25 protein-coding genes are annotated in these 26,271 nt (G+C 71.3%); 14 read left to right on the top strand and 11 right to left on the bottom strand.

The annotated features are described in order from the left end of the window. Positions 1-12: 12 nt before the first annotated feature. Together ACIRS4_RS07005 and ACIRS4_RS07000 are read right to left on the bottom strand one after the other, a co-directional pair. Positions 13-246 (bottom strand): hypothetical protein, encoded by a 234-nt coding sequence (locus ACIRS4_RS07005; RefSeq protein ID WP_188291435.1) that lies wholly within the window; start codon positions 244-246, stop codon positions 13-15. Positions 247-325: 79 nt separating this feature from the next. Continuing rightward, positions 326-1,333, bottom strand: a complete 1,008-nt coding sequence (locus ACIRS4_RS07000; RefSeq protein WP_404191186.1) for a DEDDh family exonuclease — start codon at positions 1,331-1,333, stop codon at positions 326-328. Positions 1,334-1,669: 336 nt separating this feature from the next. Between ACIRS4_RS07000 and ACIRS4_RS06995 the strand changes: the two genes are divergently transcribed. Both ACIRS4_RS06995 and ACIRS4_RS06990 read left to right on the top strand, forming a co-directional pair. Then, positions 1,670-2,572, top strand: coding sequence for a sterol desaturase family protein (locus ACIRS4_RS06995; RefSeq protein ID WP_404191183.1), 903 nt, complete (start codon positions 1,670-1,672; stop codon positions 2,570-2,572). Then, entirely contained in the window at positions 2,569-3,267 is a 699-nt protein-coding gene (locus ACIRS4_RS06990; RefSeq protein WP_404191181.1) for a lysoplasmalogenase, read from the top strand. Before ACIRS4_RS06995 ends, ACIRS4_RS06990 begins: the two co-directional genes overlap by 4 nt. A gap of 72 nt (positions 3,268-3,339) precedes the next feature. Here the strand turns inward: ACIRS4_RS06990 and ACIRS4_RS06985 are convergent, their stop codons facing one another. Continuing rightward, positions 3,340-4,872, bottom strand: a complete 1,533-nt coding sequence (locus ACIRS4_RS06985) for a S8 family peptidase (protein ID WP_404191178.1) — start codon at positions 4,870-4,872, stop codon at positions 3,340-3,342. 293 nt (positions 4,873-5,165) lie between these two features. On the opposite strand from ACIRS4_RS06985, the gene ACIRS4_RS06980 reads away from it, so the two are divergent. From ACIRS4_RS06980 to moaA, 3 genes are all read left to right on the top strand, one after another. Then, a complete protein-coding gene (locus ACIRS4_RS06980; RefSeq protein ID WP_404191176.1) occupies positions 5,166-5,522 on the top strand; it encodes a DUF485 domain-containing protein in 357 nt (118 codons plus the stop codon). Beyond that, positions 5,519-7,138 (top strand): cation acetate symporter, encoded by a 1,620-nt coding sequence (locus tag ACIRS4_RS06975; RefSeq protein ID WP_404191173.1) that lies wholly within the window; start codon positions 5,519-5,521, stop codon positions 7,136-7,138. The genes ACIRS4_RS06980 and ACIRS4_RS06975 overlap by 4 nt, the downstream gene beginning before the upstream one ends. Before the next feature lie 150 nt (positions 7,139-7,288). Then, on the top strand, positions 7,289-8,278 hold the full coding sequence (moaA, locus tag ACIRS4_RS06970) for a GTP 3',8-cyclase MoaA (protein ID WP_404191170.1): 990 nt from the start codon (positions 7,289-7,291) through the stop codon (positions 8,276-8,278). Between the two features lie 26 nt (positions 8,279-8,304). Here the strand turns inward: moaA and ACIRS4_RS06965 are convergent, their stop codons facing one another. Then, complete coding sequence (locus ACIRS4_RS06965; RefSeq protein WP_404191167.1) at positions 8,305-8,523, bottom strand: hypothetical protein; 219 nt, start codon at positions 8,521-8,523, stop codon at positions 8,305-8,307. 211 nt (positions 8,524-8,734) lie between these two features. Beyond that, positions 8,735-9,151 carry a DUF3099 domain-containing protein gene (locus ACIRS4_RS06960; protein ID WP_404191165.1) on the bottom strand — a complete coding sequence of 139 codons (417 nt, stop codon included), beginning with the start codon at positions 9,149-9,151 and terminating at the stop codon, positions 8,735-8,737. Positions 9,152-9,352: 201 nt separating this feature from the next. On the opposite strand from ACIRS4_RS06960, the gene ACIRS4_RS06955 reads away from it, so the two are divergent. Further along, positions 9,353-9,631, top strand: a complete 279-nt coding sequence (locus ACIRS4_RS06955) for a GlsB/YeaQ/YmgE family stress response membrane protein (RefSeq protein ID WP_404191163.1) — start codon at positions 9,353-9,355, stop codon at positions 9,629-9,631. Positions 9,632-9,837: 206 nt separating this feature from the next. Here ACIRS4_RS06955 and tyrS read toward each other — a convergent pair whose 3' ends face one another. The 3 genes from tyrS to ACIRS4_RS06940 all read right to left on the bottom strand — a co-directional run bounded on the left by tyrS (position 9,838) and on the right by ACIRS4_RS06940 (position 14,274). After that, positions 9,838-11,121, bottom strand: a complete 1,284-nt coding sequence (gene tyrS / locus ACIRS4_RS06950) for a tyrosine--tRNA ligase (RefSeq protein ID WP_404191160.1) — start codon at positions 11,119-11,121, stop codon at positions 9,838-9,840. Positions 11,122-11,187: 66 nt separating this feature from the next. Further along, on the bottom strand, positions 11,188-12,582 hold the full coding sequence (locus ACIRS4_RS06945) for a metallopeptidase TldD-related protein (protein WP_404191156.1): 1,395 nt from the start codon (positions 12,580-12,582) through the stop codon (positions 11,188-11,190). A 168-nt stretch (positions 12,583-12,750) separates the two neighbouring features. Continuing rightward, on the bottom strand, positions 12,751-14,274 hold the full coding sequence (locus ACIRS4_RS06940; RefSeq protein ID WP_404191155.1) for a TldD/PmbA family protein: 1,524 nt from the start codon (positions 14,272-14,274) through the stop codon (positions 12,751-12,753). 237 nt (positions 14,275-14,511) lie between these two features. Between ACIRS4_RS06940 and fabG the strand changes: the two genes are divergently transcribed. The 3 genes from fabG to ACIRS4_RS06925 all read left to right on the top strand — a co-directional run bounded on the left by fabG (position 14,512) and on the right by ACIRS4_RS06925 (position 16,503). Further along, on the top strand, positions 14,512-15,216 hold the full coding sequence (fabG, locus tag ACIRS4_RS06935; RefSeq protein WP_404191153.1) for a 3-oxoacyl-[acyl-carrier-protein] reductase: 705 nt from the start codon (positions 14,512-14,514) through the stop codon (positions 15,214-15,216). Between the two features lie 5 nt (positions 15,217-15,221). Beyond that, positions 15,222-15,989, top strand: a complete 768-nt coding sequence (fabI, locus tag ACIRS4_RS06930) for an enoyl-ACP reductase FabI (RefSeq protein WP_130437479.1) — start codon at positions 15,222-15,224, stop codon at positions 15,987-15,989. Between the two features lie 163 nt (positions 15,990-16,152). After that, on the top strand, positions 16,153-16,503 hold the full coding sequence (locus ACIRS4_RS06925) for a hypothetical protein (protein WP_404191149.1): 351 nt from the start codon (positions 16,153-16,155) through the stop codon (positions 16,501-16,503). Positions 16,504-16,530: 27 nt separating this feature from the next. Here ACIRS4_RS06925 and ACIRS4_RS06920 read toward each other — a convergent pair whose 3' ends face one another. Beyond that, positions 16,531-17,211, bottom strand: coding sequence for a FadR/GntR family transcriptional regulator (locus tag ACIRS4_RS06920; protein ID WP_404191146.1), 681 nt, complete (start codon positions 17,209-17,211; stop codon positions 16,531-16,533). A gap of 49 nt (positions 17,212-17,260) precedes the next feature. Here ACIRS4_RS06920 and ACIRS4_RS06915 point away from each other — a divergent pair, with 49 nt between their 5' ends. The 4 genes from ACIRS4_RS06915 (at position 17,261) to ACIRS4_RS06900 (ending at position 20,152) form a co-directional block, all read left to right on the top strand. Continuing rightward, positions 17,261-18,568 (top strand): CynX/NimT family MFS transporter, encoded by a 1,308-nt coding sequence (locus ACIRS4_RS06915; protein ID WP_404191143.1) that lies wholly within the window; start codon positions 17,261-17,263, stop codon positions 18,566-18,568. Positions 18,569-19,001: 433 nt separating this feature from the next. Continuing rightward, positions 19,002-19,118, top strand: a complete 117-nt coding sequence (locus ACIRS4_RS06910) for an SGM_5486 family transporter-associated protein (RefSeq protein WP_278044734.1) — start codon at positions 19,002-19,004, stop codon at positions 19,116-19,118. A 197-nt stretch (positions 19,119-19,315) separates the two neighbouring features. After that, positions 19,316-19,525, top strand: coding sequence for a hypothetical protein (locus tag ACIRS4_RS06905; protein ID WP_404191140.1), 210 nt, complete (start codon positions 19,316-19,318; stop codon positions 19,523-19,525). 108 nt (positions 19,526-19,633) lie between these two features. After that, the gene (locus ACIRS4_RS06900; protein ID WP_404191138.1) at positions 19,634-20,152 is read left to right on the top strand and encodes a SixA phosphatase family protein; all 519 of its coding nucleotides are present in this window, start codon (positions 19,634-19,636) and stop codon (positions 20,150-20,152) included. 57 nt (positions 20,153-20,209) lie between these two features. On the opposite strand, the gene serB is transcribed toward ACIRS4_RS06900, so the two are convergent. Next, entirely contained in the window at positions 20,210-21,421 is a 1,212-nt protein-coding gene (gene serB, locus ACIRS4_RS06895) for a phosphoserine phosphatase SerB (RefSeq protein ID WP_404191135.1), read from the bottom strand. Between the two features lie 130 nt (positions 21,422-21,551). Further along, positions 21,552-23,321, bottom strand: coding sequence for a streptophobe family protein (locus tag ACIRS4_RS06890; RefSeq protein WP_404192076.1), 1,770 nt, complete (start codon positions 23,319-23,321; stop codon positions 21,552-21,554). 387 nt (positions 23,322-23,708) lie between these two features. Between ACIRS4_RS06890 and ACIRS4_RS06885 the strand changes: the two genes are divergently transcribed. Next, positions 23,709-26,249, top strand: coding sequence for an FHA domain-containing protein (locus tag ACIRS4_RS06885; protein WP_404191132.1), 2,541 nt, complete (start codon positions 23,709-23,711; stop codon positions 26,247-26,249). Positions 26,250-26,271: the final 22 nt, after the last annotated feature.

The raw sequence follows: 26,271 nt of genomic DNA, 5'->3' as shown, positions 1-26,271 counted from the left end.
GTGGGGGCGGTCTCAGACCCGGTCGACGATCCCCACCTTCCCCTCCGCGCGAGCGCAGTGGGCGCCGCAGTACCAGTGGCCCTCGACCTCGACGCCCTGCCCGATGATCTGCACACGACAGTGCTCGCAGATCGGTGCCATGCGGTGGATCGCACAGGAGAAGCAGTCGAAGACGTGCACCGCGCCCTGCGCGTGCACCTCGAAGGTCATGCCGTAGTTGTTGCCGCAGACTTCACATGTCGCCATGCGCCACAGGGTGAGCCGTCGGCGCGGCGCGGGCGAGTCGGCTCCAGGCGAGTCGCCCGTCAATCACCCGTCCGTACGGTCACCCCTGCGAGGCCGGCTCCACGTCGCCCAGCAACTGCCCGAACGCCGCCTCGTCCACCACCGGCGTGCCGTACTGCCGGGCCTTGACCACCTTCGAGGTGCCCGAGTCGGGATCGTTGGTCACCAGCAGACTGGTCAGCCGCGAGAGAGACGTGGCCACATGCAGGCCCGCCTCGGTCGCGCGGTCCTCCAGCAGTTCGCGCTCGACGGAGGTGTCCCCGGAGAACGCGACCCGCATGCCCTGCTTGAGTCGTTCGCCCGGTTCGTACCGGCCGGGGTTGGGGTGGGGGCAGGCGGGCCGCTTGCGGGACGCCCGCCAACTGCTGGGCCGGTATCCGCCGGCCCCGTGGTCGCCGGGGCCGCTCGCCTGCCGGCCGATGCGCGGCACGGGCCGGTCCTGCCACTCCGTCAGCGGACGGCACTCGTGCAGCGGCAGCCGCACCCCGCCCGCCGCCGCGGCCCGCAGACTCGGCCGGAACGCCTCCGCGAGCACGCGCGCGTCGTCCAGCGCGTGATGCGCCCGCTGCTGGACGACGCCGAAGTGGGCGGCCAGCGACTCCAGCTTGTGGTTGGGCAGCGGCAGCCTCAGCTCCTTGGACAGGGCGATGGTGCACAGCCGCTGACGCACCGGCGCCTCGCGCTCCGCGCGCGCGTACTCCCGCGCGATCATCTGCCAGTCGAAGACCGCGTTGTGCGCGACGAGCACCCGGCCCGCGAGCCGGTCGGCGAACTCCTGGGCCACCTCCGGAAACAGGGGCGCCCCTTCGAGCGCCTCGCTCGTCAGACCGTGTATCCACACCGGCCCCGGATCGCGCTCCGGGTTGACCAGGGTGTACCAGTGGTCCTCGACCTCGCCGCGCCCGTCCAGCCGGTAGACGGCGGCGGAGATGATCCGGTCGTCGCGGGCCAGTCCGGTGGTCTCCACGTCGACGACCGCGTACCCCTGGGGATACGCGGCCGGCCACTCCATGGGGGAGGGCGCTGTGGTCGTACGGTCTTCGAGCATGGTCACTGAGGATACGGTCCCCCACCGACAGCCCCCGCACACCGCCCGCCGCGACGGGTGCGTCCCCGGGACGGAACAGTCCTCGTCCACTGCGCGGACCACGGCACGACCGTGACGGCGCCGACCATCTGGTCCCCGCCGACGCGCAGTTGACCTGGGCCACCGAAACGCCGCACGCGGCCCCCGACACCCTTCTCGCACTCGACCCGGCCGAACTGCCCCGCCCCTCGGGCCGGGACGTTGGCGGAGATCGCCAAGAAGCAAGCGCGTACCCCCCTCAATACTTGTGGGTAACAACGACTAGCCGCAGGCCAACGGCGGATCTACCGTGCCCACATGCCGAACCTGCCCGATGTCGTGCTGTGGTCGATACCCGCTTTCGTGCTGCTCTCCGTGGTCGAGATGATCAGCGTCCGCCTCCATCCCGACGAGGACGCGGCCGGATACGAGGCCAAGGACGCGGCCACGAGCGTCGGCATGGGGCTCGGGAGCCTCGCCTTCGACTTCCTGTGGAAGATCCCCATCGTCGCCGTCTACACCGCGGTGTACGAACTGACGCCGCTGCGCGTCCCCGTCCTGTGGTGGACGGTCCCCCTGATGCTGCTCGCGCAGGACTTCTTCTACTACTGGTCCCACCGCGGCCACCACGTCATCCGCATCCTGTGGGCCTGCCACGTCGTCCACCACTCCAGCGAGAAGTTCAACCTCACCACCGCCCTGCGCCAGCCCTGGACCTCGCTGACCGTCTGGCCTTTCTACGTCCCGCTCGTCGCCGCCGGCGTCCACCCGGCCGCCCTCGCGTTCTGCTCCTCGGCGAACCTCGTCTACCAGTTCTGGATCCACACCGAGCGCATCGACAAGATGCCCCGGTGGTTCGAGTTCCTCTTCAACACGCCCTCGCACCACCGTGTCCACCACGCCTCCCAAGGCGGCTACCTGGACCGCAACTTCGGCGGCATCCTCATCGTCTGGGACCGGCTCTTCGGGTCGTTCGTGCCGGAAGTGGAGCGGCCCGTCTACGGGTTGACGAAGAACATCCACACCTACAACCCCCTGAAGGTGGCCACCCACGAGTACGTCGCCATCGCCAAGGACCTGCGGGCGGCGCGCAGTTGGCGGGAGCGCGCCGGGAGGGTGTTCGGCGGCCCCGGCTGGCAGCCGACGCCCACGACGACCGCTCCCTCGACTACCTCCCGGGCGACGCCCGTCAACCCGGCCGAGAAGAGCACCGCCGCGTGACCGGCTCCCGTCGCCGCCTCGCCTCCGGCCGCCTGCCCGGGTTCCTCCTCGCCGCCTTCGCCCTCGCAGCCGCCGCCGATCTCCTCAGCCTCGCGGTCGAGTTCACCCCCGGCCATCAGGCGGCCAAACCCCTGCTGATGCCCCTGCTGGCCGCCTGGGCGGGGCTCCGCGGCGCGCCCCGGCTCCTCCTGGCGGCCCTTCTGTGCGGCTGGGGCGGCGACGTCCTGCTGCTCTCCGGCGCCGAACCGGCCTTCCTCGCCGGCATGGCCTCCTTCGCCGCCGGCCACGTCTGCTACCTGGCTCTCTTCCACCGGCACGCGCCCGGCCCGTCCCGCGCGCGTGCAGCCCTCCTGGCCCCCTGCTACGCCGTCACCCTGATCGTCGCCCTCGCCCTGCTGTGGCCCGACCTGCCGGCGGATCTCCGTATCCCCGTCGCCGGTTACAGCACGCTCCTCACGGTGACGGCGTTCACCGCGGCGGCCCGCCTCGGGTTCGTCGCCGGGCTCGGCGGCGCGCTCTTCCTGCTGTCCGACACCCTCATCGCGACCGGCGTCGCCGACTGGCCCCAACTCCCGCGCCCCGACTTCTGGATCATGCTCACCTACATCGCGGCCCAGTCGCTGCTGGCCCACGGCGCCCTCGGCACACGGCCCGCGTCCACCCTGCCGCGGGAGACACGACGCGTCCTCGCGTGAGTGTCGTCGACACGCGTGAGGGCCGGACGGCGAACCGCCCGGCCCTCACCCTGAACGGCAAGCCCGCGTCGGCTACTTCACCGCACGCAGCGCGTTCACGATGCCGGAGCCGTAGAAGCCGTTGACCTCGTCGTCGCCGACGCACGTCGCGTCGACGACGCCGTCACCGTTGCCGTCGTACGGCTCGGCGGGGCAACCCGGGTTGTCCGCCTGCTTCTTGAGCAGCTTCTGCAGGGCCCCCGGCGACGCCCACGGGTGCGTGGACTTCAGCAGCGCGGCCACACCGGCCACGTGCGGGGACGCCATCGAGGTGCCCTGGAGGAAGCCGTACGCGTTGTTCGGCATCGTCGACAGGATGCGGCCGTTGGCCGACGGGGTGTCCGGGATCTGGTAGCGGTCGCCGCCCGGCGCCGCCACGTCGACCGCGTTCAGACCGTACGTGGAGTAGTACGACTTGGCGCCCTTGACGCCCGTCGCGCTCACCGTGACGACGCCCTCCAACTGGGTCGGCACGTCGAAGCACTTGTGCGGGTCGATCGTCCGGGTCACCGGGGTGGTGGAGTCGTCCGGGCTGCTGGAGTCGACGATCGCGTCGGAGTCCAGGTCGTGGTTGGAGTTGCCCGCCGAGGCCACGTTGAGCGTGCCGCTGCGCTGGGCGTACACCTGGGCCCGGTTGACCGCGTCGACGATGGCCTTCTGGTCCGGGTCGTCCATGCAGTTGTACAGCCACGGGTCGACGTAGTAGCTGTTGTTGGTGATCTCGACGCTGTGCTCGGCGGCGAACACGAACGCGCAGACCACGTTCTCCGGGTAGAACAGGCCGTCCTTGGGGTCGCTGACCTTGATGCCGGCGACCTTCACCCCGGGCGCGACGCCGGCGACGCCGATGCCGTTGCGGGCGGCGGCGATCTCACCGGCGACGTGCGTGCCGTGGTAGTCCTGCTCGGTGTACGGGCGCCAGGCGCCCTCGGAGGTGTCCGCGACGCCGCCGACGCAGTTCGCCGACTGCGACGGGGAGAAGTTCGGGGCGAGGTCCGGGTGGGTGTCGTCGACGCCGGTGTCGATGACGGCGACGGTCACGTCCTTGCTGCCCGGGTTGATCTCGGCGGCCTTGTCGGCGCCGATCGCGCGCAGGTCCCACTGGTCGGCTTCCAGGGGCTCGCCCGCGCCCGCCTTCGCCGACGCGCTCGCGGTCTTGGCGGCCTCGGCCGCCGTCAGCAGCTTCGCCGCACCCTCGTCGGTGGTCCCCGCGGCGCTGAGCGGCACGGTGCGGGTCGCGCCCGCCGACTGCACCCCGCGCACCGCGCGTATCTGCGGACCGAAGTCGGGGTTCGCCGAGTGGACGACGATCACGCCGATCTTCTCGTACGTCGTCACGACGGTGCCGCCGGAGGAGGCGATCGCCTTCTCCACCGACTTGATCGTGCGGGGATCCACCTTCGTGTTGACGACGTACGTCAAGGTGCCGGCGGCGGCCGTCTGCGCGGCGGGAGCCGTGACCGGGGCCGCGGAGGCGGCCGTCGGCAGGAAGCCGAGGGAGGCGGTCAGCGACAGCACGACGGGCACCGCGAGAGCGATACGGCGTCTGGAAGGCAGATGAGCCATGGGGTCTCCACATCATCCGGAAACGGGACCGGTCCGGGCAACTGTCGTGCCTGGACAGGTACATGACGGGTGGTACCACCCGAAGCTATCTTCCTGACTCGCCGGCCAGCAATGACCTTTGACGACTACTTCCGGAACCATCCGGTCCGCGACGGGCGAAACGCCGCCAGGACGTCGACTTCCGAAAGAACCCGATCGAGTTGAACCGCCCCCGGCGCACCGCCGTGACCTTGGGCAGGGAGCCTACGATCGAGCCCCCGCTCCACCCGTCGTCCGCAACGCGAGGAGACTCCGTGGCCACCGAGACACCGCCCCCCTCGAAGACGCAAGCCCGACTCCCGTCCACCGAGGAGTTCGTCGCGGTGCAGGAGAGCGCGGAGTTCGGTGAACTGCGCCGCGCCCACCGGGGTTTCGCGTTCCCGCTGACCGTCGCCTTCATCGCCTGGTACCTGCTGTACGTCCTGCTGTCCAACTACGCCGGCGATTTCATGGGCACCAAGCTCTTCGGCAACATAAATGTCGCCTTCGCCCTCGGCATCGCCCAGTTCGGCACCACGTTCCTCATCGCCTGGTGGTACTCGCGGCACGCCGCCGCGAAGCTCGACCCCAAGGCGGACGCCATCAAGTCCCGGATGGAGGGCGGCGCATGAGCCCCGCGATCACACTGGCAGCCGGCGAGGCGAGCGAGCACCGGCCCCTGATCATCACCCTGTTCGGCCTGTTCGTCGTCGCCACCCTCGTCATCACCGTCTGGGCGGGCCGCCAGACCAAGGACGCCGCCGACTTCTACGCGGGCGGACGCCAGTTCAGCGCCTTCCAGAACGGGCTCGCGGTGTCCGGCGACTACATGTCGGCCGCGTCGTTCCTCGGCATCGCCGGCGCCATCGCCCTCTTCGGCTACGACGGCTTCCTCTACTCCATCGGCTTCCTCGTCGCCTGGCTGGTCGCCCTGCTCCTGGTCGCCGAACCGCTGCGCAACTCCGGCCGCTACACCATGGGCGACGTCCTCGCGTACCGGATGCGCCAGCGCCCCGTCCGCACCGCCGCGGGCACCTCCACCATCGTCGTGTCGATCTTCTACCTGCTGGCCCAGATGGCGGGCGCCGGCGTCCTGGTCTCCCTGCTGCTCGGCATCACCTCCGACGCCGGCAAGATCCTCATCGTCGCCCTGGTCGGCCTCCTGATGATCGTCTACGTCTCCATCGGCGGCATGAAGGGCACCACCTGGGTCCAGATGGTCAAGGCCGTACTCCTCATCGGCGGCACCCTGCTGATCACCTTCCTGGTCCTGCTGAAGTTCGACTTCAACATCTCCGACCTGCTCGGCAAGGCCGCCGAGAACAGCGGCAAGGGCACCGCCTTCCTGGAGCCGGGCCTCCAGTACGGCGCGACCGGCACCTCCAAGCTGGACTTCATGTCCCTGGGCATCGCCCTGGTCCTCGGCACCGCCGGCCTGCCGCACATCCTGATCCGCTTCTACACCGTCCCCAACGCCAAGGCGGCCCGGAAGTCCGTCAACTGGGCGATCGGCATCATCGGCGGCTTCTACCTGATGACCATCGCGCTCGGCTTCGGCGCGGCCGCCCTGATCTCCCAGAAGGAGATCATCGCCTCCAACCCGTCCGGCAACACGGCCGCCCCCCTGCTCGCCCTGCACCTCGGCGGCGTCGACTCGACCTGGGGCGCGATCCTGCTCGCCACCATCTCCGCGGTCGCCTTCGCGACGATCCTCGCCGTGGTCGCCGGCCTCACCCTCGCCTCCTCCTCGTCCTTCGCGCACGACATCTACGCCAACGTCATCCGCAAGGGGAAGGCCACGGAGAAGGAGGAGATGAAGGCGGCCCGCTGGGCGACCGTCTTCATCGGCGTCGTCTCCATCGCCCTGGGCGCCCTCGCCCGCGACCTCAACGTGGCCGGCCTGGTCGCCCTGGCCTTCGCCGTCGCCGCCTCCGCCAACCTGCCGACCATCCTCTACAGCCTCTTCTGGAAGCGGTTCACCACCCAGGGCGCCCTGTGGTCGATCTACGGCGGCCTGGTCGTCGCCGTCGGACTGGTGCTGTTCTCGCCGGTCGTCTCCGGCGACCCCAAGGCGATGTTCCCCGACGCCGACTTCGCCTGGTTCCCGCTGAAGAACCCCGGCATCATCTCCATCCCGTTCGGCTTCCTCATGGGCTTCCTCGGCACGATCCTGTCCAAGGAGAGCCCGGACACCGGCAAGTACGCCGAGCTGGAGGTCCGCTCCCTCACGGGCACCGGCGCCCACTGACCCCGTACGCGCACGCGGGGCCGTCGCAGACCATTCGCGGCGGCCCCGCGCCGCGTTCCGGTGATCGCGCCTCCCCCGATGTCGGAGCCGTCGCGTAGGCTCGCAAGTGACGGAAGAAGAGGATTGATCCGCGACGAGGGAGGGGGCCCCGTGCTCATCGACACCTTCGGCCGAGTGGCCACCGACCTGAGGGTCTCGCTGACCGACCGCTGCAATCTGCGCTGCACGTACTGCATGCCCGAGGAGGGCCTGCAGTGGCTGGCCAAGCCTGACCTCCTCACGGACGACGAGATCGTCCGCCTGATCGACATAGCGGTCACCTCCCTCGGCATCGAGGAGGTCCGCTTCACCGGCGGCGAACCGCTGCTGCGCCCCGGCCTCGTCGGCATCGTGGAACGCGTCGCCGCCCTGACCCCGCGCCCCCAGACGTCCCTGACGACCAACGGCATCGGCCTCAAGCGCACGGCGACGGCCCTGAAGGCCGCCGGCCTCGACCGCGTCAACGTCTCACTCGACACGCTGCGCCCCGACGTCTTCAAGGCCCTCACCCGCCGCGACCGCCACAAGGACGTCCTCGACGGCCTCCAGGCCGCCCGCGACGCCGGCCTCGACCCGGTCAAGGTCAACACCGTCCTGATGCCCGGCCTCAACGAGGACGAGGCCCCCGACCTTCTGGCCTGGGCCGTCGAGCACGACTACGAGCTGCGCTTCATCGAGCAGATGCCGCTGGACGCCCAGCACGGCTGGAAGCGCGACGGCATGGTCACGGCCGGGGACATCCTGGCCTCCTTGCGCACCCGCTTCGACCTCACCGCCGAGAGCACCGAGGAGCGCGGCTCCGCCCCGGCGGAACGCTGGATCGTCGACGGCGGTCCGCACCGCGTGGGCGTGATCGCCTCGGTCACCCGCCCGTTCTGCGCGGCCTGTGACCGCACCCGCCTCACCGCCGACGGCCAGATCCGCAATTGCCTCTTCGCCCGCGAGGAGACCGACCTCAGGGCGGCCCTGCGCTCCGGCGCCCCCGACGAGGAGATAGCCGGCCTCTGGCGTGAGGCGATGTGGGGCAAGAAGGCCGGCGCGGGCCTGGACGACCCCTCGTTCGTCCAGCCGGACCGGCCGATGTCCGCCATCGGCGGCTGAAGCCACCCGCCAGCCCCAGCCAGGCCCTAGGAGCCCGCGGGCTCCTGCCAGTCCTCGAAGCGCACCACGTCCTTCAGAAACCCCCGGACGCCGAGGAACTGCGACAGATGCTCGCGGTGCTCCTCGCAGGCCAGCCAGGTCTTGCGCCGCTCGGGCGTGTGGATCTTCGGGTTGTTCCACGCCAGCACCCACACCGCGTCGACGCGGCAGCCCTTGGCGGAACAGATGGGGGTCTCGTCACTCACGGACGTCACTCACAGATTCATCTCGCCTGCACACACAAAAGGCGACGCCGAGCAGCCACGGGGGGAGCTGCCCGGCGTCGGTCTGTCGCTCCGACGGGGGATGCGGAGCGTCGTACGAAGTATGTCACGGCCAACTGGCCCCAGGGCACCGGAACAACATGATTGATCTGAGCTTTTCTTGAGCTTGGCTCACAGTCGACTCACCGCCGCCTCACGGCCGCGGTTCACCCGGACCGCCCTGCGGTTCCTCGTGGAGGGACTGCCCGCCCCGCCCGCCGGATTCCGCGGAACGCTCCTCTTGCGGCCCGCGCTCGTCCGCCTCGGGCGGCTGGATCATCGGCCGCGTCGGCATCGTCACGAACGTCGTCGGCAGCCCCGGCGCGTTCTCCCGCCCGGCGTTGGCGATCACCACCGCGATGTACGGCAGCACCAGGCCGAGGACCAGCGCCACGATCGCCACATGCCGTTCCACGTTCCACAGGACCGCGGCCAGGACCACCGACACCGTACGGACGGACATCGAGATCACATACCGCCGCTGACGGGCCCGGACGTCGTCCTGCAGCCCCTGCCGGGCCCCGGTGATCCGGAACACCTGGACGTTCCCGCCGCCACTCTGCTTCCGCATCGCGTTCCACCATCCGCCCGCGTCGAACACTCCCCGGCCTCCACCGTACGCCGCGGCCCGGCCGCCTTCGAGACCGGGGCCGCTCCGGCGCGCGAGGGTCCGCTACGCCGTCACGTGTACGACATCACCCGACATGCGCCGTACGGCGGACGGGCTGAAACTGGGGGCAATGCTCACGTCGAGCCGTACGAGGAGGCAGCCATGGGCTGGTTGTGGGCGATCATCGTGGGATTCGTACTGGGCCTGATAGCCAAGGCGATCATCCCGGGCAAACAGCACAGCCCGCTCTGGCTGGTCACCATCTTCGGCATCCTCGGCGCGGTCGTCGGCAACGCCGTCGCCCGGGGGTTCGGCGTCGACGAGACCCCCGGCATCGACTGGAGCCGGCACATCTTCCAGCTGATCGCGGCGATCATCATCGTCGCCTTCGGCGACATGCTGTACATGAAGACGCTGGGCAAGAGGAAGCAACGGGTCTGACAGCCACTGGTCGAAGGCGCCCGGAGTACGCAGCCCCCTGCAGGCGCCCGGAGGGCGCCGCAAAGGGGGCGCGGGGAACTGCGCGACCAGCCACGACGTACGCGCGGCCCGCAACAAACCCGCACCCCCACGGCGCACCCCGCGGAGCGCAACGCACCCCGCGGAGCGCAACGCACCCCGTGGAGCGCACCGCACCCCCTGCGGCGCTAGCCGCGGAGTGAACTGTCGGCGACGACCTCCACCGCCGCCAGGTTCTTCTTTCCGCGCCGCAGCACCAGCCACCGCCCGTGCAGCAGCTCCTCCCGCGCCGGGACATGATCCTCCGCGGTGACCTTCACGTTGTTCACGTAGGCACCGCCCTCCTTCACCGTCCGCCGCGCGGCCGACTTGCTGGCCACCAGCCCGACCTCGGCGAACAGGTCGACGACGGGGCCGAGCTCGGTGACCTCGACGTGCGGCACCTCCGACAGCGCCGCCGCCAGCGTCCGGTCGTCCAGGCCGGCCAGCTCACCCTGCCCGAACAGGGCACGGCTCGCGTCGATCACGGCGGCCGTCTGCTCGGCGCCGTGCACCAGCGTGGTCAGTTCCTCGGCCAGCGCACGCTGCGCGGCCCGCGCCTGCGGCCGCTCCTCGGTCTGCCGCTCCAGCTCCTCCAGCTCCTCCCGCGAGCGGAAGGACAGGATGCGCATGTACCGGGAGATGTCCCGGTCGTCCACGTTCAGCCAGAACTGGTAGAACGCGTACGGCGTCGTCATCTCCGGGTCGAGCCAGACGGCGCCGCCCTCGGTCTTGCCGAACTTGGTGCCGTCCGCCTTCGTCATCAGCGGCGTCGCGATCGCGTGCACCGACGCCCCCGGCTCCAGCCGGTGGATCAGGTCCAGGCCGGCCGTGAGGTTGCCCCACTGGTCGCTGCCGCCCTGCTGGAGCGTGCAGCCGTAGCGCCGGTAGAGCTGGAGGAAGTCCATGCCCTGGAGGATCTGGTAGCTGAACTCCGTGTAGCTGATGCCCTGGTCGGACTCCAGCCGGCGGGCCACCGAGTCCTTCGTCAGCATCTTGTTGACGCGGAAGTGCTTGCCGATGTCCCGCAGGAACTCGATCGCGGACAGGCCGGCCGTCCAGTCGAGGTTGTTGACCATCACGGCCGCGTTCTCGCCCTCGAAGGACAGGAACGGCTCGATCTGGCCGCGCAGCTTGTCCACCCAGCCCGCCACCGTCTCCGGCGCGTTCAGCGTGCGCTCGGCGGTCGGGCGGGGGTCGCCGATCAGACCCGTGGCGCCGCCGACCAGCGCCAGCGGCCGGTGACCGGCCTGCTGGAGCCGGCGCACGGTGAGCACCTGCACCAGATGCCCGACGTGCAGGGACGGCGCGGTCGGGTCGAAGCCGCAATAGAACGTGACGGGACCGTCCGCGAGCGCCTTGCGCAAAGCGTCCTCGTCGGTGGACAGGGAGAACAGCCCCCGCCACTTCAGCTCGTCGACGATGTCCGTCACGTCTCTCGTGTCTCCTCGGTGATCTTCTTGAGCCCTCGGCCGGTCGAGTGACCGCCGGCTACGAGGTTATACGCCCTGACTGACAGAGCTCATATTGAAATCCGGCACCCGCAGCGCGGGCATGGCGGCCCGGGTGAACCAGTCGCTCCACTCCCTGGGCAGCGTCTTCTCCGTGCGCCCCGCCTCGGTCGCCCGGCCCATCAGGTCGACCGGCGACTCGTTGAAGCGGAAGTTGTTGACCTCGCCCACCACCTCGCCGTTCTCCACCAGGTACACGCCGTCCCGGGTCAGACCGGTCAGCAGCAGCGTCGCCGGATCGACCTCACGGATGTACCACAGACAGGTCAGCAGCAGCCCGCGCGTGGTGTTCGCCACCATCTCCTCCAGGGAGCGGTCCTCGCCGCCGTCCAGGATCAGGCTGTCGCCGCCGGGGGCGACCGGGAGGCCGGTCAGGGCGGCGCTGTGCCGGCTGGTGCTGAGGTGCTCCAGATCGCCCTCGCGGATCCACTCCGTGGAGGCGATCGGCAGCCCGTTGTCGAAGACCGACTGGTCGCCGCCGGAGGAGTGCGCGATCACGAAGGGCGGCGACTCCAGACCCGGCTCGTACGGGTCGCTGCGCAACGACAGCGGCAGCGCGGCCAGCCGCTCGCCCACCCGCGTGCCGCCGCCCGGCTTGGAGAACACCGTCCGGCCCTCGACCGCGTCCCGCCCCGACGCCGACCACAGCAGGTAGATCATCAGGTCCGCCACCGCGGTCGGCGGCAGCAGCGTCTCGTACCGCCCCGCGGGCAGCTCGATCCGCCGCCGCGCCCAGCCCAGCCGTACGGCCAGCTCCGCGTCGAGCGCCGCCGGGTCGACGTCCTTGAAGTCCCGCGTCGACCGGCCCGCCCACGCCGAACGCGTACGGTCCGGCGACTTGGCGTTGAGCTCCAGCGTCCCGTTCGGCTGGTCGTGCCGCAGCCGCAGCCCCGTCGAGGTGCCCAGGTACGTCGACACCATCTCGTGGTTGGCGAAGCCGTACAGTTCCCGGTCGCCCGCACGCGCGCGTGCGAACGCCTCGCCCAGCGCCGGCGCGAAGTCGGCGAAGACGGCGGACGAGGTCTCCGCGGGCGCCTCCGTGAACTCCGGGGACGGCGCGACGCCCGTCACCAGCGGCTGCGCGTCCTCCGCGGGGCCCGCCCCACGTGCGGCGGCCTCGGCGGCCCGCACCAGCGGCTCCAGTTCGTCCGAGGTGACCGCCGCCCGGGAGACGACCCCGGAGGCCGTGCCCTGGGCGCCGTCCACCGTCGCGATCACGGTGAGCGTGCGGGACCGCGTCACGCCGTTGGTGGTGAGCGCGTTGCCCGCCCAGCGCAGGTTGGCGCTCGACCGCTCGTCCGCGATGACGACACAGCCGTCGGCCCGCGACAGCTCCAGCGCCCGCTCCACGACCTCGTGCGGCTTCTCGGTGCGGGCGCTCATCGGCCGGCCTCCTGCGTGGTGTCGAGACTGTGCTTGCCCGGGAGACGACCCCCGGACCCCCGGCCGGACTCGGTGCGGGCGCTCATCGGCCGGCCTCCTGCGTGGTGTTGAGACTGTGCTTGCCCGGGGGACGACCCCCGGACCCCAGGCCGGACTCGGTGCGGGCGCTCATCGACCGGCCTCCTGCGTGGTGTTGAGGATGTTGACGCCCTTGAACAGGGCGGAAGGGCAGCCGTGCGACACCGCGGCCACCTGGCCCGGCTGTGCCTTGCCGCAGTTGAACGCGCCGCCGAGGACGTACGTCTGCGGCCCGCCCACCGCCGCCATGGAACCCCAGAAGTCGGTCGTCGTCGCCTGGTAGGCCACGTCCCGCAACTGCCCGGTGATGCGCCCGTTCTCGATCCGGAAGAAGCGCTGCCCGGTGAACTGGAAGTTGTACCGCTGCATGTCGATCGACCAGGACCGGTCACCGACGACGTAGATGCCCCGGTCGACGCTCCCGACCAGGTCCTCGGTCGACATGCCCGCCGGGTCGGGCCGGAGCGAGACGTTGGCCATGCGCTGCACGGGCACGTGCCCGGGGGAGTCGGCGAAGGCGCACCCGTTGGAACGCCCCAGCCCGGTGAGCTTCGCGATCCGGCGGTCCAGCTGGTAGCCGACGAGCGTCCCGTCCTTCACCAGGTCCCAGGACTGGCCCTCGACGCCCTCGTCGTCGTACCCGATCGTCGCCAGGCCGTGCTCGGCGGTGCGGTCGCCGGTGACGTTCATCAGCTCCGAGCCGTAGCGCAGCTTGCCGAGCCGGTCGAACGTGGCGAAGGAGGTGCCGGCGTAGGCGGCCTCGTAGCCGAGCGCGCGGTCCAGCTCGGTGGCGTGGCCGATGGACTCGTGGATGGTCAGCCACAGATTGGACGGGTCGACGACCAGGTCGTACAGCCCCGGCTCCACACTGGGCGCCCGCATCTTCTCGGCGAGCAGCCCGGGGATCCGCTCCAGCTCGTCGTCCCAGTCCCAGCCGGTGCCCGTCAGGTACTCCCAGCCCCGCCCGACCGGCGGCGCGATGGTCCGCATCGAGTCGAACTCGCCGCTGGACTCGTCCACCGACACCGCCGTCAGCGACGGGTGCAGCCGCACGCGCTGCTGCGTGGTCACCGTCCCGGCCGTGTCGGCGTAGAACTTGTTCTCGTGGACGGTGAGCAGCGAGGCGTCCACATGGTCGACCCCGTCGGCGGCCAGCAGTCGGCGGCTCCAGTCGCCGAGCAGTGCCGCCTTCTCCTCGTCGGGCACCGTGAACGGGTCGATCTCGTACGACGACACCCACGTCTTGTCGGCGTGCACCGGCTCCTCGGCCAGCTCCACCCGTTCGTCCGACCCGGCCGCCTTGATCACCTGCGCCGACAGCTTGGCCATCGCCACGGCCTGCGAGGCCACCTTGGCCGCCCCGTCCATCGTCAGGTCCACACCCGACGCGAACCCCCAGGTCCCGCCGTGCACCACCCGCACCGCGTACCCGAGGTCGGTCGTGTCCGACGACCCGGCCGGCTTGGCGTCCCTCAGCCGCCAGGACGCGCTGCGCACCCGCTCGAACCGGAAGTCGGCGTGCTCGGCCCCGAGCGCCCGCGCGCGAGCGAGCGCGGCGTCGGCGAGGGCACGCAGGGGTAGCGCCGTGAAACTCTCGTCGATCGTATGAGGCACCTGCGTAGCTCCCTGTGGTCGTCGCGCGTGTATGCCCTCGATCATGTCGCGCCGAACGGCTCCCGACCACAAGCTTTCCGAGCGCGTTTCCGTTGAGCACGGGACGGCGGGCCGGGTGGTGACTGTGGAGACCCGACAGTTCCCACCGCATCGCCCTGTCGCCCCCGGCTTCGGCGGCCGGTGCCTCAGAAGGATAGTTTCGACGAGTACCAGACTGCCGATCGAAAGGGTGATCCGTTGAGCCGCTCGGTTCTCGTCACCGGAGGAAACCGGGGCATCGGCCTCGCCATCGCCCGCGCGTTCGCCGACGCCGGCGACAAGGTCGCGATCACATACCGCTCGGGGGAGCCGCCGGCAGGCTTCCTGGCCGTCAAGTGCGACATCACCGACCCCGAGCAGGTGGAGCAGGCCTACAAGGAGGTCGAGGAAGCGCACGGCAACGTCGAGGTCCTCGTCGCCAACGCCGGCGTCACCAAGGACCAGCTGCTGATGCGCATGTCCGAGGAGGACTTCGCGTCCGTCCTCGACACCAACCTCACCGGCACCTTCCGGGTGGTCAAGCGCGCCAACCGCGGCATGCTGCGCGCCAAGAAGGGCCGCGTCGTGCTGATCTCCTCGGTCGTGGGTCTGTACGGCTCGCCCGGGCAGGCCAACTACGCCGCCTCCAAGGCCGGTCTGGTCGGCTTCGCGCGCTCCCTCGCCCGTGAGCTGGGCTCGCGCAACATCACCTTCAACGTCGTCGCGCCCGGTTTCGTCGACACCGACATGACCAAGGCGCTCACCGACGAGCAGCGCGAGGGCATCGTCTCCCAGGTGCCGCTCGGCCGGTACGCGCAGCCGGAGGAGATCGCCGCGACGGTGCGGTTCCTCGCCTCGGACGACGCCTCGTACATCACTGGAGCCGTCATCCCCGTTGACGGCGGACTGGGAATGGGTCACTGATCACCATGAGCGGAATTCTCGAGGGCAAGCGCGTCCTGATCACCGGTGTGCTGATGGAGTCCTCCATCGCCTTCCACGCCGCCAAGCTGGCCCAGGAGCAGGGCGCCGAGATCATCCTGACCGCGTTCCCGCGGCCCACGCTGACCGAGCGCATCGCCAGGAAGCTCCCCAAGCCCACCAAGGTCATCGAGCTCGACGTCACCAACGACGAGCACCTCGGGCGCCTCGCCGACATCGTGGGCGAGGAGCTCGGCGGCCTCGACGGTGTCGTCCACTCCATCGGCTTCGCCCCGCAGGACGCCCTCGGGGGCAACTTCCTCAACACGCCGTTCGAGTCGGTCGCCACGGCCATGCACGTCTCGGCGTACAGCCTGAAGTCGCTCACCATGGCCTGCCTTCCGCTGATGCAGAACGGCGGCTCCGTCGTGGGTCTGACCTTCGACGCGCAGTTCGCCTGGCCGCAGTACGACTGGATGGGCCCCGCCAAGGCCGCCCTGGAGGCCACCAGCCGCTACATGGCCCGCGACCTCGGCAAGCAGAACATCCGCTGCAACCTCGTCTCGGCGGGCCCCATCGGCTCCATGGCCGCCAAGTCCATCCCGGGCTTCGGCGAGCTGGCCTCCGTGTGGGACACCCGCTCCCCGCTGGAGTGGGACCTGAAGGACCCCGAGCCGGCCGGCCGCGGCATCGTCGCGCTGCTGAGCGACTGGTTCCCGAAGACCACCGGCGAGATCATCCACGTCGACGGCGGTCTGCACGCCATCGGCGCCTGACGCCGCACAGCGCGCAGCACGGGTGAGGGCCCGCGTCCGAGAGGGCGCGGGCCCTCACCCGTTCGGCCTAGCTGATCGGGCGCCGGACGGGTCCGGCACGCCACTCTGAGGTGCGGGTTCGTCACCGCGGTCCCCTCCCCAGCACGGTCGAGGAGGTTCCCTTGTGCGCCTGTCTCGCAGCCTCGCCCCACTGACCGTCGCCGTCTGCCTCGTCCTCGCGCTGCCGTACGACGCGCTGTCGCACACACGCGTGGAGGCACCGGAACCCACCGCCACGCCGGAGACGTACGGCGCGGAATGCCGGATCGACGTCCGCGGCTCCCATGTGGTCGCCCACTGCCACAATCCCGACGCCGGCGTGGACCGCGTGCGCCTGCACATCGAGTGCGCGCGCTGGTGGGACCTCGACACCGACAGCGCTCCCGCCGACGCCGGGCCCGCCGTGACCGTACGACTGGCCGGCCGCTGCTGGATGGAGGTCCGCACGGCCTGGGTCAGCCATCAGTGGCGGTGAGCCGCACGCACAAGCGGCGGTGAGCTCTCACACGGGGGCGGTCCCGGGCCGGCACTGGAACGGATAGCCCGCCGCCTCCGCGCCGGCCGCCGCCGCGTCCCTGGCCCGGATCGCGTCCACCAGAGGCGTGTGATCCATGTACGACTCCGGCGTCAGCTCCTCGCCGACGTCGGCCCGCAGCCAGTCCCGCAGCACCTCTCCCAGGTCCGCGTACATCGCCGTCATCGCGTCGTTGTGGGAAGCGGCCACCACCGCCAGGTGGAACGTCGCGTCCGCCGCGACGAACGCCTCCGCGTCGCCCGACCGCCACTCCTCCTCGCGCCGCAGCAGCAGCGCGTCGAGCTGCTTGAGGTCCCTCTCGGTACGCCGCTCGGCGGCCAGCTTCGCCGCGCCCGACTCCAGGGTGGAGCGCAGCTCGGCGATGTGGCGGGGGTCGGCGCCGGCGAAGCGGCGGTGCATCACGCCGGCCAGCTCGCTCGTGGCGACGACGTAGGTGCCCGAACCCTGCCGGATGTCCAGCAGGCCGTTGTGCGCCAGCGCGCGGACCGCCTCACGGACCGTGTTCCGGGCGACGCCGAGCTGCTCGACCAGCTCCGGCTCCGTGGGGATGCGCGAGCCCACCGGCCACTCGCCCGAGGTGATCTGGGTGCGCAGCGCGGCGATGACCTGCTCGGAGAGAGCCGAGCGGCGGGGATGGCTCAGGGGCATGGCACACCTTCGTCCGGGCGGAGTGGACAGTCAATCATCCTATGATTCTATGATGGGCGTCATGGTGAGCGAGGAGACACGGACATCCACGTCCACAACCATGCCCGGAGCCCGGGCGGCCACCGGCGAGCCGATGCGGACGCCCGGCGCGCCCGCGCCCGCGTGGTGGACCCGACTGATCGTCGTGGGCATCGTGCTGGCCGCCCTCAACCTGCGCCCCGCCATCACCAGCCTCGGCGCCCTCCTCGAAGAGGTCCGTGACGACCTCGGCATGAGCGGCAGCGTCGCCGGGCTGCTCACCTCCGTGCCGCCGCTCTGCTTCGCCGTCTTCGGCCTGGCCGCACCGCGGCTCGCCCGCCGCTTCGGTCCGGGGGCGGTCGTCTGCGCGGGCATGGCCGCCATCGGCACGGGCCTGCTCATACGGCCGTACGCAGGCGGCACGGCCGGCTTTCTGGCCGCCAGCGCCCTCGCCCTCATGGGCATCGCCGTCAGCAACGTCCTGATGCCCGCCATCGTCAAGCGCTGGTTCCCCGACCGGGTCGGCTCCATGACCGGGCTGTACTCCATGGCCCTCGCCCTCGGCACCGCCAGCGCCGCGGCCGCCACGGTGCCCGTGACCGAGGCGCTCGGCGGGGACTGGCGGTCCGGACTCGCCGTATGGGCCGCCCTCGCCGCAGTGGCCGCCCTCTCGTGGCTGCCACTGACGCGACGCGAGCGGGGCGAGGCGGCCGCGGCACGGACCGAGTCGGCCGCCGGCGGGGCTGCCGGCGGGCTGCGGATGACCCGGAGCCGCACCGCCTGGGCGCTCGCCGTGTTCTTCGGGCTCCAGGCCACCGCCGCCTACATCACCATGGGCTGGATGGCGCAGATCTTCCGCGACGCGGGAGTCGCCGCCGGCACGGCCGGCCTGCTGCTCGCCGTCACCATGGCGATGGGCGTGCCGCTGGCTTTCGTCATCCCGCGCGTGGCGACCCGGCTGCCGCACCAGGGGCCGATCGTCGTCGCGCTGGGCCTCTGCGGACTCGTCGGCTACACCGGCCTCTACGTCGCGCCCGCCGCCGGCGCCTGGGCCTGGGCGCTGCTGCTCGGCATCTCCAACTGCGCGTTTCCGCTGGCGCTCACGATGGTCGGGATGCGCGCCAGGACGGGCGCGGGCGTGGCCCAGCTGTCGGCCTTCGCGCAGAGCACCGGCTACCTGATCTCCATCCCGGGCCCGCTGCTGGTCGGCGTGCTCTACCAGCACAGCGGCGGCTGGGGACTGCCGCTCGCGCTGATGGCGGCGCTCATGATCCCGCAAATGGCGGTGGGCATCCTGGCGGGCCGCGACCGCACGGTGGAGGACGAGGCGACCCGCTGACCCCGGTCGGCTGCCCCGTCGGGCCCCTCCGGGCCCCGGGCGGCGGCGCCCTCGGGCTTGTCGGGCGGTGGCGGTTGCTGGTCGGCGTCTGCTCGTGGGTCGGTCGGGCGGTGGTGCCTGCTGGTCGATGGTCGTGCTCGGGCTTGTCGAGCGGTGGCGGTTGCTGGTCGGCGTCTGCTCGTGGGTCGGTCGGGCGGTGGTGCCTGCTGGTCGATGGTCGTGCTCGGGCTTGTCGGGCGGTCGCCCCCGCTGACCGGCTGCCGCCGCCGCAACCCCCGGACGGACGGTCGCCCCGCTGACCGACGGCCGACCCCGCGACCCCGGACCCCGGGCCCCGGGCCCCGGGCCCCGGACCCCGGACCTCGGGCCCCGGGGCGGATCTTCGGCGCACCCCCGGACGATGCCCCGGTACGCCGGGTGCGAGACTTGGCCCATGCCAGTGCTCGATCCGAACCCCGGGAACGGCCAGAAGAAGATGCTGCTCGTCTTCGGCTCGTTCTTCCTCATCTTCGTGGTCATCGCCGTCATCGCGACGATCGCCTCGCCCTGACGCACCTGCCGTCCGCACCCGCCGCCCGCGCCCGGTCCCTCGTACGAGGGTGGGGCTGACCCCCCATCCCCTAGGGGGTCAGGGTCAGGGTCAAGTAGGTGGATCACCGGATGGGCCGAGAGCCTCCGCGTCCGTATCTTCGAAGTGTGGCCGCAGGGGGCGGTCCACGGACCACTCGAAGACCAGCGGAGGCACCCATGTCGGCGCACACGCAGACCCGGCCCCACCCGGCCGCCCAGGGCGGCGGCGTCGGCGCCCTGCTGCCCTGGTGGGCCCTCGCCCTGCCCGTCCTCGCCTTCGTCAGCCTGCTCCTGCTGATGATGAATCCCTCCGACGCCCACGCTGCCACGGGCGACCCGGCGCTCGCACAGCTCGCCGACCACGTGAGACGACTGCTCGTGCGGTAGCGAAGTCGATCACGCCCCGGGCACACGCTTCACACACCCCGGGTCACCGGTGAAGACCCATGTCAACTCCCTGCGCCACATGGCGTGTTTCATGCGAAGCTGGGAGCCATGAGCGTCGCAGAACCCCGCAGGATCGTCCTCTTCCGGCATGCGAAAGCCGACTGGCCACAGGTGACCGACCACGAGCGGCCGCTCGCGGAGCGAGGCCGCCAGGACGCCGCCGTCGCCGGACGCAAGCTGACCGACACCGGCATGTCCATCGACCTCGCCCTGTGCTCCACCGCGACCCGGACCAGGGAGACGTGGAAGCTCGCCGTCCATGAATTCCCGCACCGGCCGAAGACCGTCTACGAGGAGCGGATCTACGAGGCCTCCCCGGGCGAGCTGATCGCTCTGCTCAACGAGACCCCGGACGACGTCCGCAACGTCATCCTGGTCGGCCACAACCCCGGCGTGCAGGGCCTCGCCGACATCCTCTCCGGCACGTCGGAGGGGGACGCTCGCGAGCGGATGAACGGCCGCGGTTTCCCCGCCGCCGCCTTCGCGGTCGTCTCCTTCGACGGCCCCTGGAAGTCCCTGGAGCCCGGCACGGCCACGCTGCTCGACTACTGGGCGCCCTCGGAGTGAAGATCCCGTGACGGTGACGCGGGGCCCGGCATCCCACCGGGCCCCGGCCGACCGGGACTACTCGACGTGCGTGTCCGCCGCCTCGACCTCTTCGCGGGTGACGCCCAGCAGGTACAGGACGGTGTCCAGGAACGGCACGTTCACCGCCGTGTGCGCCGCCTGGCGTACGACGGGCTTGGCGTTGAAGGCGACGCCGAGACCGGCCGCGTTCAGCATGTCCAGATCGTTCGCGCCGTCACCGATCGCCACGGTCTGCGAGAGCGGCACCCCCGCCTCCGCGGCGAACCGGCGCAGCAGCCGCGCCTTGCCCGCGCGGTCCACGATCTCGCCGGTGACCCGGCCGGTCAGCTTGCCGTCGACGATCTCCAGCGTGTTGGCCTGGGCGAAGTCCAGCCCGAGCCGCCCCTTCAGATCGTCGGTGACCTGGGTGAAACCGCCGGAGACGACGCCCACCTGGTAGCCGAGCCGCTTGAGGGTGCGGATCAGAGTGCGCGCGCCCGGCGTCAGCCGCACCTCCGCGCGCACCTTCTCCACGACCGAGGCGTCCAGTCCCTCCAGCAGTGCCACACGCGCGTGCAGCGACTGCTCGAAGTCGAGCTCGCCGCGCATCGCCGCCGCGGTCACATCGGCGACCTTCTCCTCACAGCCGGCGTGCGCGGCGAAGAGCTCGATCACCTCGTCCTGGATCAGGGTGGAGTCCACGTCCATCACGACGAGCCGCTGGGCGCGCCGGTGCAGGCCCGCCGCCACCACGGCCACGTCGACGCCGAGCGCCGCGGCCTCGGTGACCAGGGCCGTGCGCAGCGGTTCCGTCTCCACGCCGGAGACGGCGAACTCGACGGCGGTGACGGGGTACTTGGCGAGCCGGAAGATACGGTCGATGTTGCCGCCGACCTTGGTGATCCGGGCGGCGACGGCGGCTGTGGCCTCCGCCGTCAGCGGATGACCGAGCACGGTGACGAGGGAGCGGCCGAGGCCACGGGGCCGGTTGTCGCCGATGCCGGAGATGATCTCCGCCTGCATCTTCATCGACTCCGCCCAGCTGTGGACGGTCTTGCGCAGCTCCCCCTCCATCCCTTGCGGCGGCTCGGTCACGAGCGCGCACAGCACCATCCGTCCCCGCGTGACGACCTGCTCGATGTCGACCACGTCGACGGAGTAGGCGGCGAGGGTGTCGAAGAGACCTGCCGTGATGCCCGGCCTGTCCTTGCCGAAGATCTTGACGAGGAGAGTCGGGACGTCGGAGGACGTGATCTGTGAAGCGTTCATGGTGGTATCCACCGTATCCGGGACGCCGTGCCCACCGCCGCCGAGGTCCGCCTGACGGACAGGGAACTCCAGGCGTCGTGCGGGTGACGTCGAGTGAGCCGCGAGCGGGTGTCGAGGCCACCCCGACCGGTCACTCCTCCGGTGACGAAGAGGACCCCGGTGACGAAGAGGACCCCGGTGGGGGAGAGGACCGCGGTGGGGGAGGAGGCGGTGGCGGCCGGCAGTAGCCCGGCGAACGCTCCTCGGAGTCGTCCCTCCGGTTCGGCGAGCGCGGCGGAGCGCCGATCGGCCCGATCACCGTCGGAGCGTTGTGGAGACCGTCCCCCGGACGCGCGTCCCCCGGCTCCCGCAGATGTTTCGGCATCCGCAGATACGGATTCGTCGCCGGGTCGGGCGGCCGGTACGGCGCACCCGGGACGTACGGCCCGGCCGGACCGCCCGCCGCCGAGCCGGCCCCGCCGGACCCCGGCCCGGGCCCGCTCCGGGACGGGAGAGCCGCGGCCGCCACGCCCTCCGCCCGGGCCGATACCGACGCCCGTCCCCCCGCCGCTCCGGTCGCCCAGGCCAGAAGCGCGCCGACGGCTCCCGCCGCCCCGCCCCACACCGCGCCGAGGAGCAGCGCCATGCCGAGGCGGCCGTGCAGGTCGATGCCGGCCCCGAAGGCGTCGAAGCCGAGCACCGACAGGGAGGCGTCCACGGAGACACCCGTCAGCCAGGCGAGCAGCGGCGACGCCACCGCCGTCGCGGCACCCAACGGCAGCGCGCACCGCGCGACGAAGCCGGCCAACCCCGGCTCACGGCCGACCGCACCCCGCCGCACCGGAGTCCGTACCGCAGTCAACACCCCCGCCAACAGCATCATCGCCGCCGCGGCGACCCCCAACAGCCAGACGCGGGAGTCCAGTTCGGCCAGACGTCCCAGTGTCACCGGCTGGTCGGTGCGCACGGCGAGCAAGTCGTCCAGCGGGTCCGGCAGTACGTGCGTCAGCGCGCCCGTCGCGCGGCCGTCCCAGGGGACGAGCAGGCCCAGTCCGACGCCCAGCCACACCCCGTTCGGGGCGCCGAGCAGCGCCGCTCCGGCGATCCGCTTCGGATGGTCGTCGTCGGCCGCCGCGTACGCCGCCGCCGCGAACCCGGCCGCCACGGCGACCAGCAGCACCGTCACGACGGCGGACACCGCGGGCCGCACCACCCGGTGCACCGCCTCCCATCCGCGAGGCAGCGGCGCACGGCGCGAGGCCAGGAGGGCGATCAGCAGCACCCCCGCCGACCAGCCCGACGCGCCGAGCAGCGTCGGCACGGTGTCGACGGTGAAGCCCACCGCCGCCCGCGCGTCGACAAGATCGCCGAGCCGGTCCGGCAACAGCCCGCCGACGCCGCCCGGATCGCCGAGGTCCCCCAGCCCGGGGATCGTGACGCCGCCCCCGCCGCCCGAGCCCCCGCCTCCGCCGGACACGTCGTCCAGCCCCAGGGACGATCCGTCGAAGGTGATGACGTCGTGCCCCGCCCAGGCCAGTCCGCCCATCGTCGCCACGAACAGCGCGACCACCGACCCCGCCCGCGCGACGAGTTCGGCCGGCGCGATCACAGCCCCCGCGGTGCGCAGCGACCGCAGGAAGAACCACGACAGCAGCAGCGCCCCGACCAGGCTCACGCCCAGTGGCGTGATCTCGATGGCCGTCGTCGCCTGCGCGCCCGTCAGCCCGAACGCGGACACATCGCCCGACGGCGTCACCGAGCCGCCCGCCCCGAGCGCCACGACCGCCGCCGTCATCGGGCCCAGCGAACCCGCCGCGTCCGCCCCCAGCAGACTCAGTCCGAGCGCCGCCGCGCCCGCCATCGCGATCAACGCCCAACTCACCGCGGCGACCGCGCACACCAGCACATCCGCCCAGGGCACGCCCACGCCACGCTCCCCGCCCCGGCCGTCTCCCTCGCCCCGGCCGTTTCCCCCGCCCCGGCCATTCCCCTCGCTCCGGCCGTTCCCCTCGTTCCGGACTCCGTCGTTCCCGACTCCGCTGCGGGCACTCATACAGACCCCCCGACCCGCGGCGAACCGCGGCGCGGCGGCGAAGATCGCCGCTTCCGTCCCCCCTCGCGTGCGTTTACCACTCTCCGGCCCGGTTTCAACCCCGTCAACGGCACGTGCCGTTACCCGTCCGTGCGGTCTTCACAAGGCCCGACTTTCGGACAAGGGGCACCGCCTGAAATAGTTCCCGACGATGTTCGACATCCCTAGACTCCCTGCGACGGGGGTAACTCGGGGGACTACTCAGTGGGGCATGGAGTGCCGGAACTCGTACTGGAATTGAACGGACGCACCTGGACGCTCGATCCGTCCAGGAACTACACCCTCGGACGTGATCCGCAGGGCGACATCGTCCTCGACGACGCCAGGGTCTCCTGGCGGCACGCCACGGTCAGCTTCAACGGCCGCGGTTGGGTCCTGGAGGACCACGGCAGCACCAACGGCACGTACGTGCAGGGCCGGCGGGTCCAGCAGGTGGACGTCGGCCCCGGCTCGGCGGTGCACCTGGGCAACGCCACCGACGGGCCGCGCCTGAACCTCTCCGGAGCGGCGGACCCCGTCGCCCAGCCTCAACAGCAGCCCTACGCCGCCCAGTCGGCGAACGCCGGCTGGTCCCAGCCGGCTCCGCCCCAGCCGCAGGCCGACTGGCCGCAGCCGCAGCCGCAGCCGCAGCAGGCGCAGCAGCCCGCGCCGCACGTCCCGCAGCAGCCGGGACCCAGCGAGCCCTACGTGTCCAAGGAGGCCGGCGACGGCGCGGGGGCGCCGCCGGTCTACGGCGACCGCAGCCCGACCACGTTCCACCAGTTCTCCTTCGGCCGTGTCATGCGCATCGGCCGCGCCCTGGAGAACGACCTCGTCGTCTCCGACCTCCAGGTCTCCCGCAACCACGCCGAGTTCCACTCGACGCCCGACGGCCGCATGGAGATCCGCGACCTCGGCTCCCACAACGGCACGTACGTCAACGGCCAGCCGATCGCCAAGGGCGCATCGCAACTGCTCGGCCCGACCGACGTCGTGGGCGTCGGCCACTCGACGTTCCGGATCGTCGGCGACCGGCTCGAGGAGTTCGTCGACACCGGCGCCGTCTCCTTCTCCGCCCGGCACCTGACCGTCACGGTCGACGGCGGCAAGCAGATCCTGAAGGACGTCTCCTTCGGCGTCCCGGAGAAGTCCCTGGTCGCGGTCATCGGCCCGTCCGGGTCCGGCAAGTCGACGCTGCTCAAGGCGCTGACCGGCTACCGGCCCGCCAACGAGGGCGACGTCCTCTACGACAACCGCAACCTGTACAAGCAGTTCGCGGAGCTGCGCCAGCGCATCGGTCTGGTCCCGCAGGACGACATCCTGCACAAGGAGCTGACCGTCAAGAAGGCCCTCAAGTACGCGGCCAAGCTGCGCTTCCCGGCCGACACCACGGCCGCCGAGCGCGAGGCCCGCATCGACGAGGTGCTGCGCGAGCTGAAGCTGGACATCCACAAGGAGAAGAAGGTCACCTCCCTGTCCGGCGGCCAGCGCAAGCGCGTCTCGGTGGCCCTGGAACTGCTGACCAAGCCGTCGCTGATCTTCCTGGACGAGCCGACCTCCGGCCTCGACCCGGGCATGGACCGCGATGTCATGAAGCTGCTGCGCGACCTCGCCGACGACGGCCGCACGGTCCTCGTCGTCACCCACTCCGTGGCCGAGCTCGCCCTGTGCGACAAGCTGCTGGTGATGGCCCCGGGCGGCGCGGTCGCCTACTTCGGCCCGCCGGAGGAGGCGCTGAACTTCTTCGGTTACGACACCTGGGCCGACGTCTTCTCCGCCTTCGAGAACTACCGCGACTACGACTGGGCCGGCCGCTGGAAGGGCTCGCAGCACTACCAGATGTACGCCGCGGACATCGACGCGATCGCGCCGCAGTCCGTACAGGTGCCGCCGATGCAGGCGATGAAGCCGCCGAAGCCGCAGGGCTGGATGTCGCAGTTCGTCACACTGGTGCGCCGCTACACCTCGGTGATCGCCTCCGACAAGGGCTTCCTGGCGCTGATGGTGATCCTTCCGGCGGTCCTGGGCGCGGTGAGCCTGCTGATCGACCCGGACCGGGGGCTGCTGCCCAACCCGGTCAACCCCCGCAGCGGCCGGATCGTCCCCAACGGCACGGCCACCACCGTCCTGCTGATCCTCGCGGTCGGGGCCTGCTTCGCCGGCGCGGCCAACTCCGTGCGTGAGCTGATCAAGGAGCGGGTGATCTACGAGCGGGAGCGTGCGACCGGCCTCTCCCGTTCCGCGTACCTGATGTCCAAGGTGTTCGTGCTGGGCATGATCACCGTGCTGCAGGGCCTGCTGGTCGGCGTCATCGGCCTGTCCAGCCGGGAGATCCCGCAGGAGGGCCTGGTCCTCGGCAAGCTCACGCTGCTGGAGCTCTCCCTGCCGATCATGGCCCTGGGCTTCACGTCGATGATGTTCGGCCTGATCATCTCGGCGCTGGTGAAGACCGCCGAGAAGACCATGCCGCTGCTGGTGATGTTCGCGATCATCCAGGTCGTCTTCACGGGCTGCCTGTTCGCCCTGCACGGCTCGATCGGCGCCAACGAGTTCTCGTACCTGATGCCGTCGCGCTGGGCGGTCGGCGCCGCGGGCGCCACGCTGGACTTCAACCGGATCAGCCCGCCGGAGACGCCCGGCGACAACGACCCGCTGTGGGAGCACACCGTCGGCGCGTGGAGCCTGGACATGGCCGCCCTGATCGCCCTCGGCGTGATCTGCGGGTTCTTCGTGTCCCGCTTCCTGCGCCGGCACGAGCCCGAGGTCATGCGCAAGTAGCGTCGCCGCGGGCCGCGCCCGT

Origin of the sequence: Streptomyces sp. NPDC101166 (genome assembly GCF_044768125.1) — a bacterium.
Lineage (GTDB): Bacteria > Actinomycetota > Actinomycetes > Streptomycetales > Streptomycetaceae > Streptomyces.
Note: the sequence above shows the minus strand (reverse complement) of the source record. Positions and strands in the feature narration are given on the sequence as shown.

Coding starts and splice junctions, on each gene's coding strand:
- ACIRS4_RS06915 (WP_404191143.1), top strand. CDS start 17,261: ATGATGGGCGTCATGGTGAGCGAGGAGACACGGACATCCACGTCCACA.
- ACIRS4_RS06975 (WP_404191173.1), top strand. CDS start 5,519: ATGAGCCCCGCGATCACACTGGCAGCCGGCGAGGCGAGCGAGCACCGG.
- ACIRS4_RS07005 (WP_188291435.1), bottom strand. CDS start 246: ATGGCGACATGTGAAGTCTGCGGCAACAACTACGGCATGACCTTCGAG.
- fabI (WP_130437479.1), top strand. CDS start 15,222: ATGAGCGGAATTCTCGAGGGCAAGCGCGTCCTGATCACCGGTGTGCTG.
- ACIRS4_RS06900 (WP_404191138.1), top strand. CDS start 19,634: ATGAGCGTCGCAGAACCCCGCAGGATCGTCCTCTTCCGGCATGCGAAA.
- ACIRS4_RS06905 (WP_404191140.1), top strand. CDS start 19,316: ATGTCGGCGCACACGCAGACCCGGCCCCACCCGGCCGCCCAGGGCGGC.
- ACIRS4_RS06920 (WP_404191146.1), bottom strand. CDS start 17,211: ATGCCCCTGAGCCATCCCCGCCGCTCGGCTCTCTCCGAGCAGGTCATC.
- serB (WP_404191135.1), bottom strand. CDS start 21,421: ATGAACGCTTCACAGATCACGTCCTCCGACGTCCCGACTCTCCTCGTC.
- ACIRS4_RS06960 (WP_404191165.1), bottom strand. CDS start 9,151: ATGCGGAAGCAGAGTGGCGGCGGGAACGTCCAGGTGTTCCGGATCACC.
- ACIRS4_RS07000 (WP_404191186.1), bottom strand. CDS start 1,333: ATGCTCGAAGACCGTACGACCACAGCGCCCTCCCCCATGGAGTGGCCG.
- ACIRS4_RS06910 (WP_278044734.1), top strand. CDS start 19,002: ATGCCAGTGCTCGATCCGAACCCCGGGAACGGCCAGAAGAAGATGCTG.
- ACIRS4_RS06955 (WP_404191163.1), top strand. CDS start 9,353: ATGGGCTGGTTGTGGGCGATCATCGTGGGATTCGTACTGGGCCTGATA.
- ACIRS4_RS06985 (WP_404191178.1), bottom strand. CDS start 4,872: ATGGCTCATCTGCCTTCCAGACGCCGTATCGCTCTCGCGGTGCCCGTC.
- ACIRS4_RS06945 (WP_404191156.1), bottom strand. CDS start 12,582: ATGAGCGCCCGCACCGAGAAGCCGCACGAGGTCGTGGAGCGGGCGCTG.
- ACIRS4_RS06995 (WP_404191183.1), top strand. CDS start 1,670: ATGCCGAACCTGCCCGATGTCGTGCTGTGGTCGATACCCGCTTTCGTG.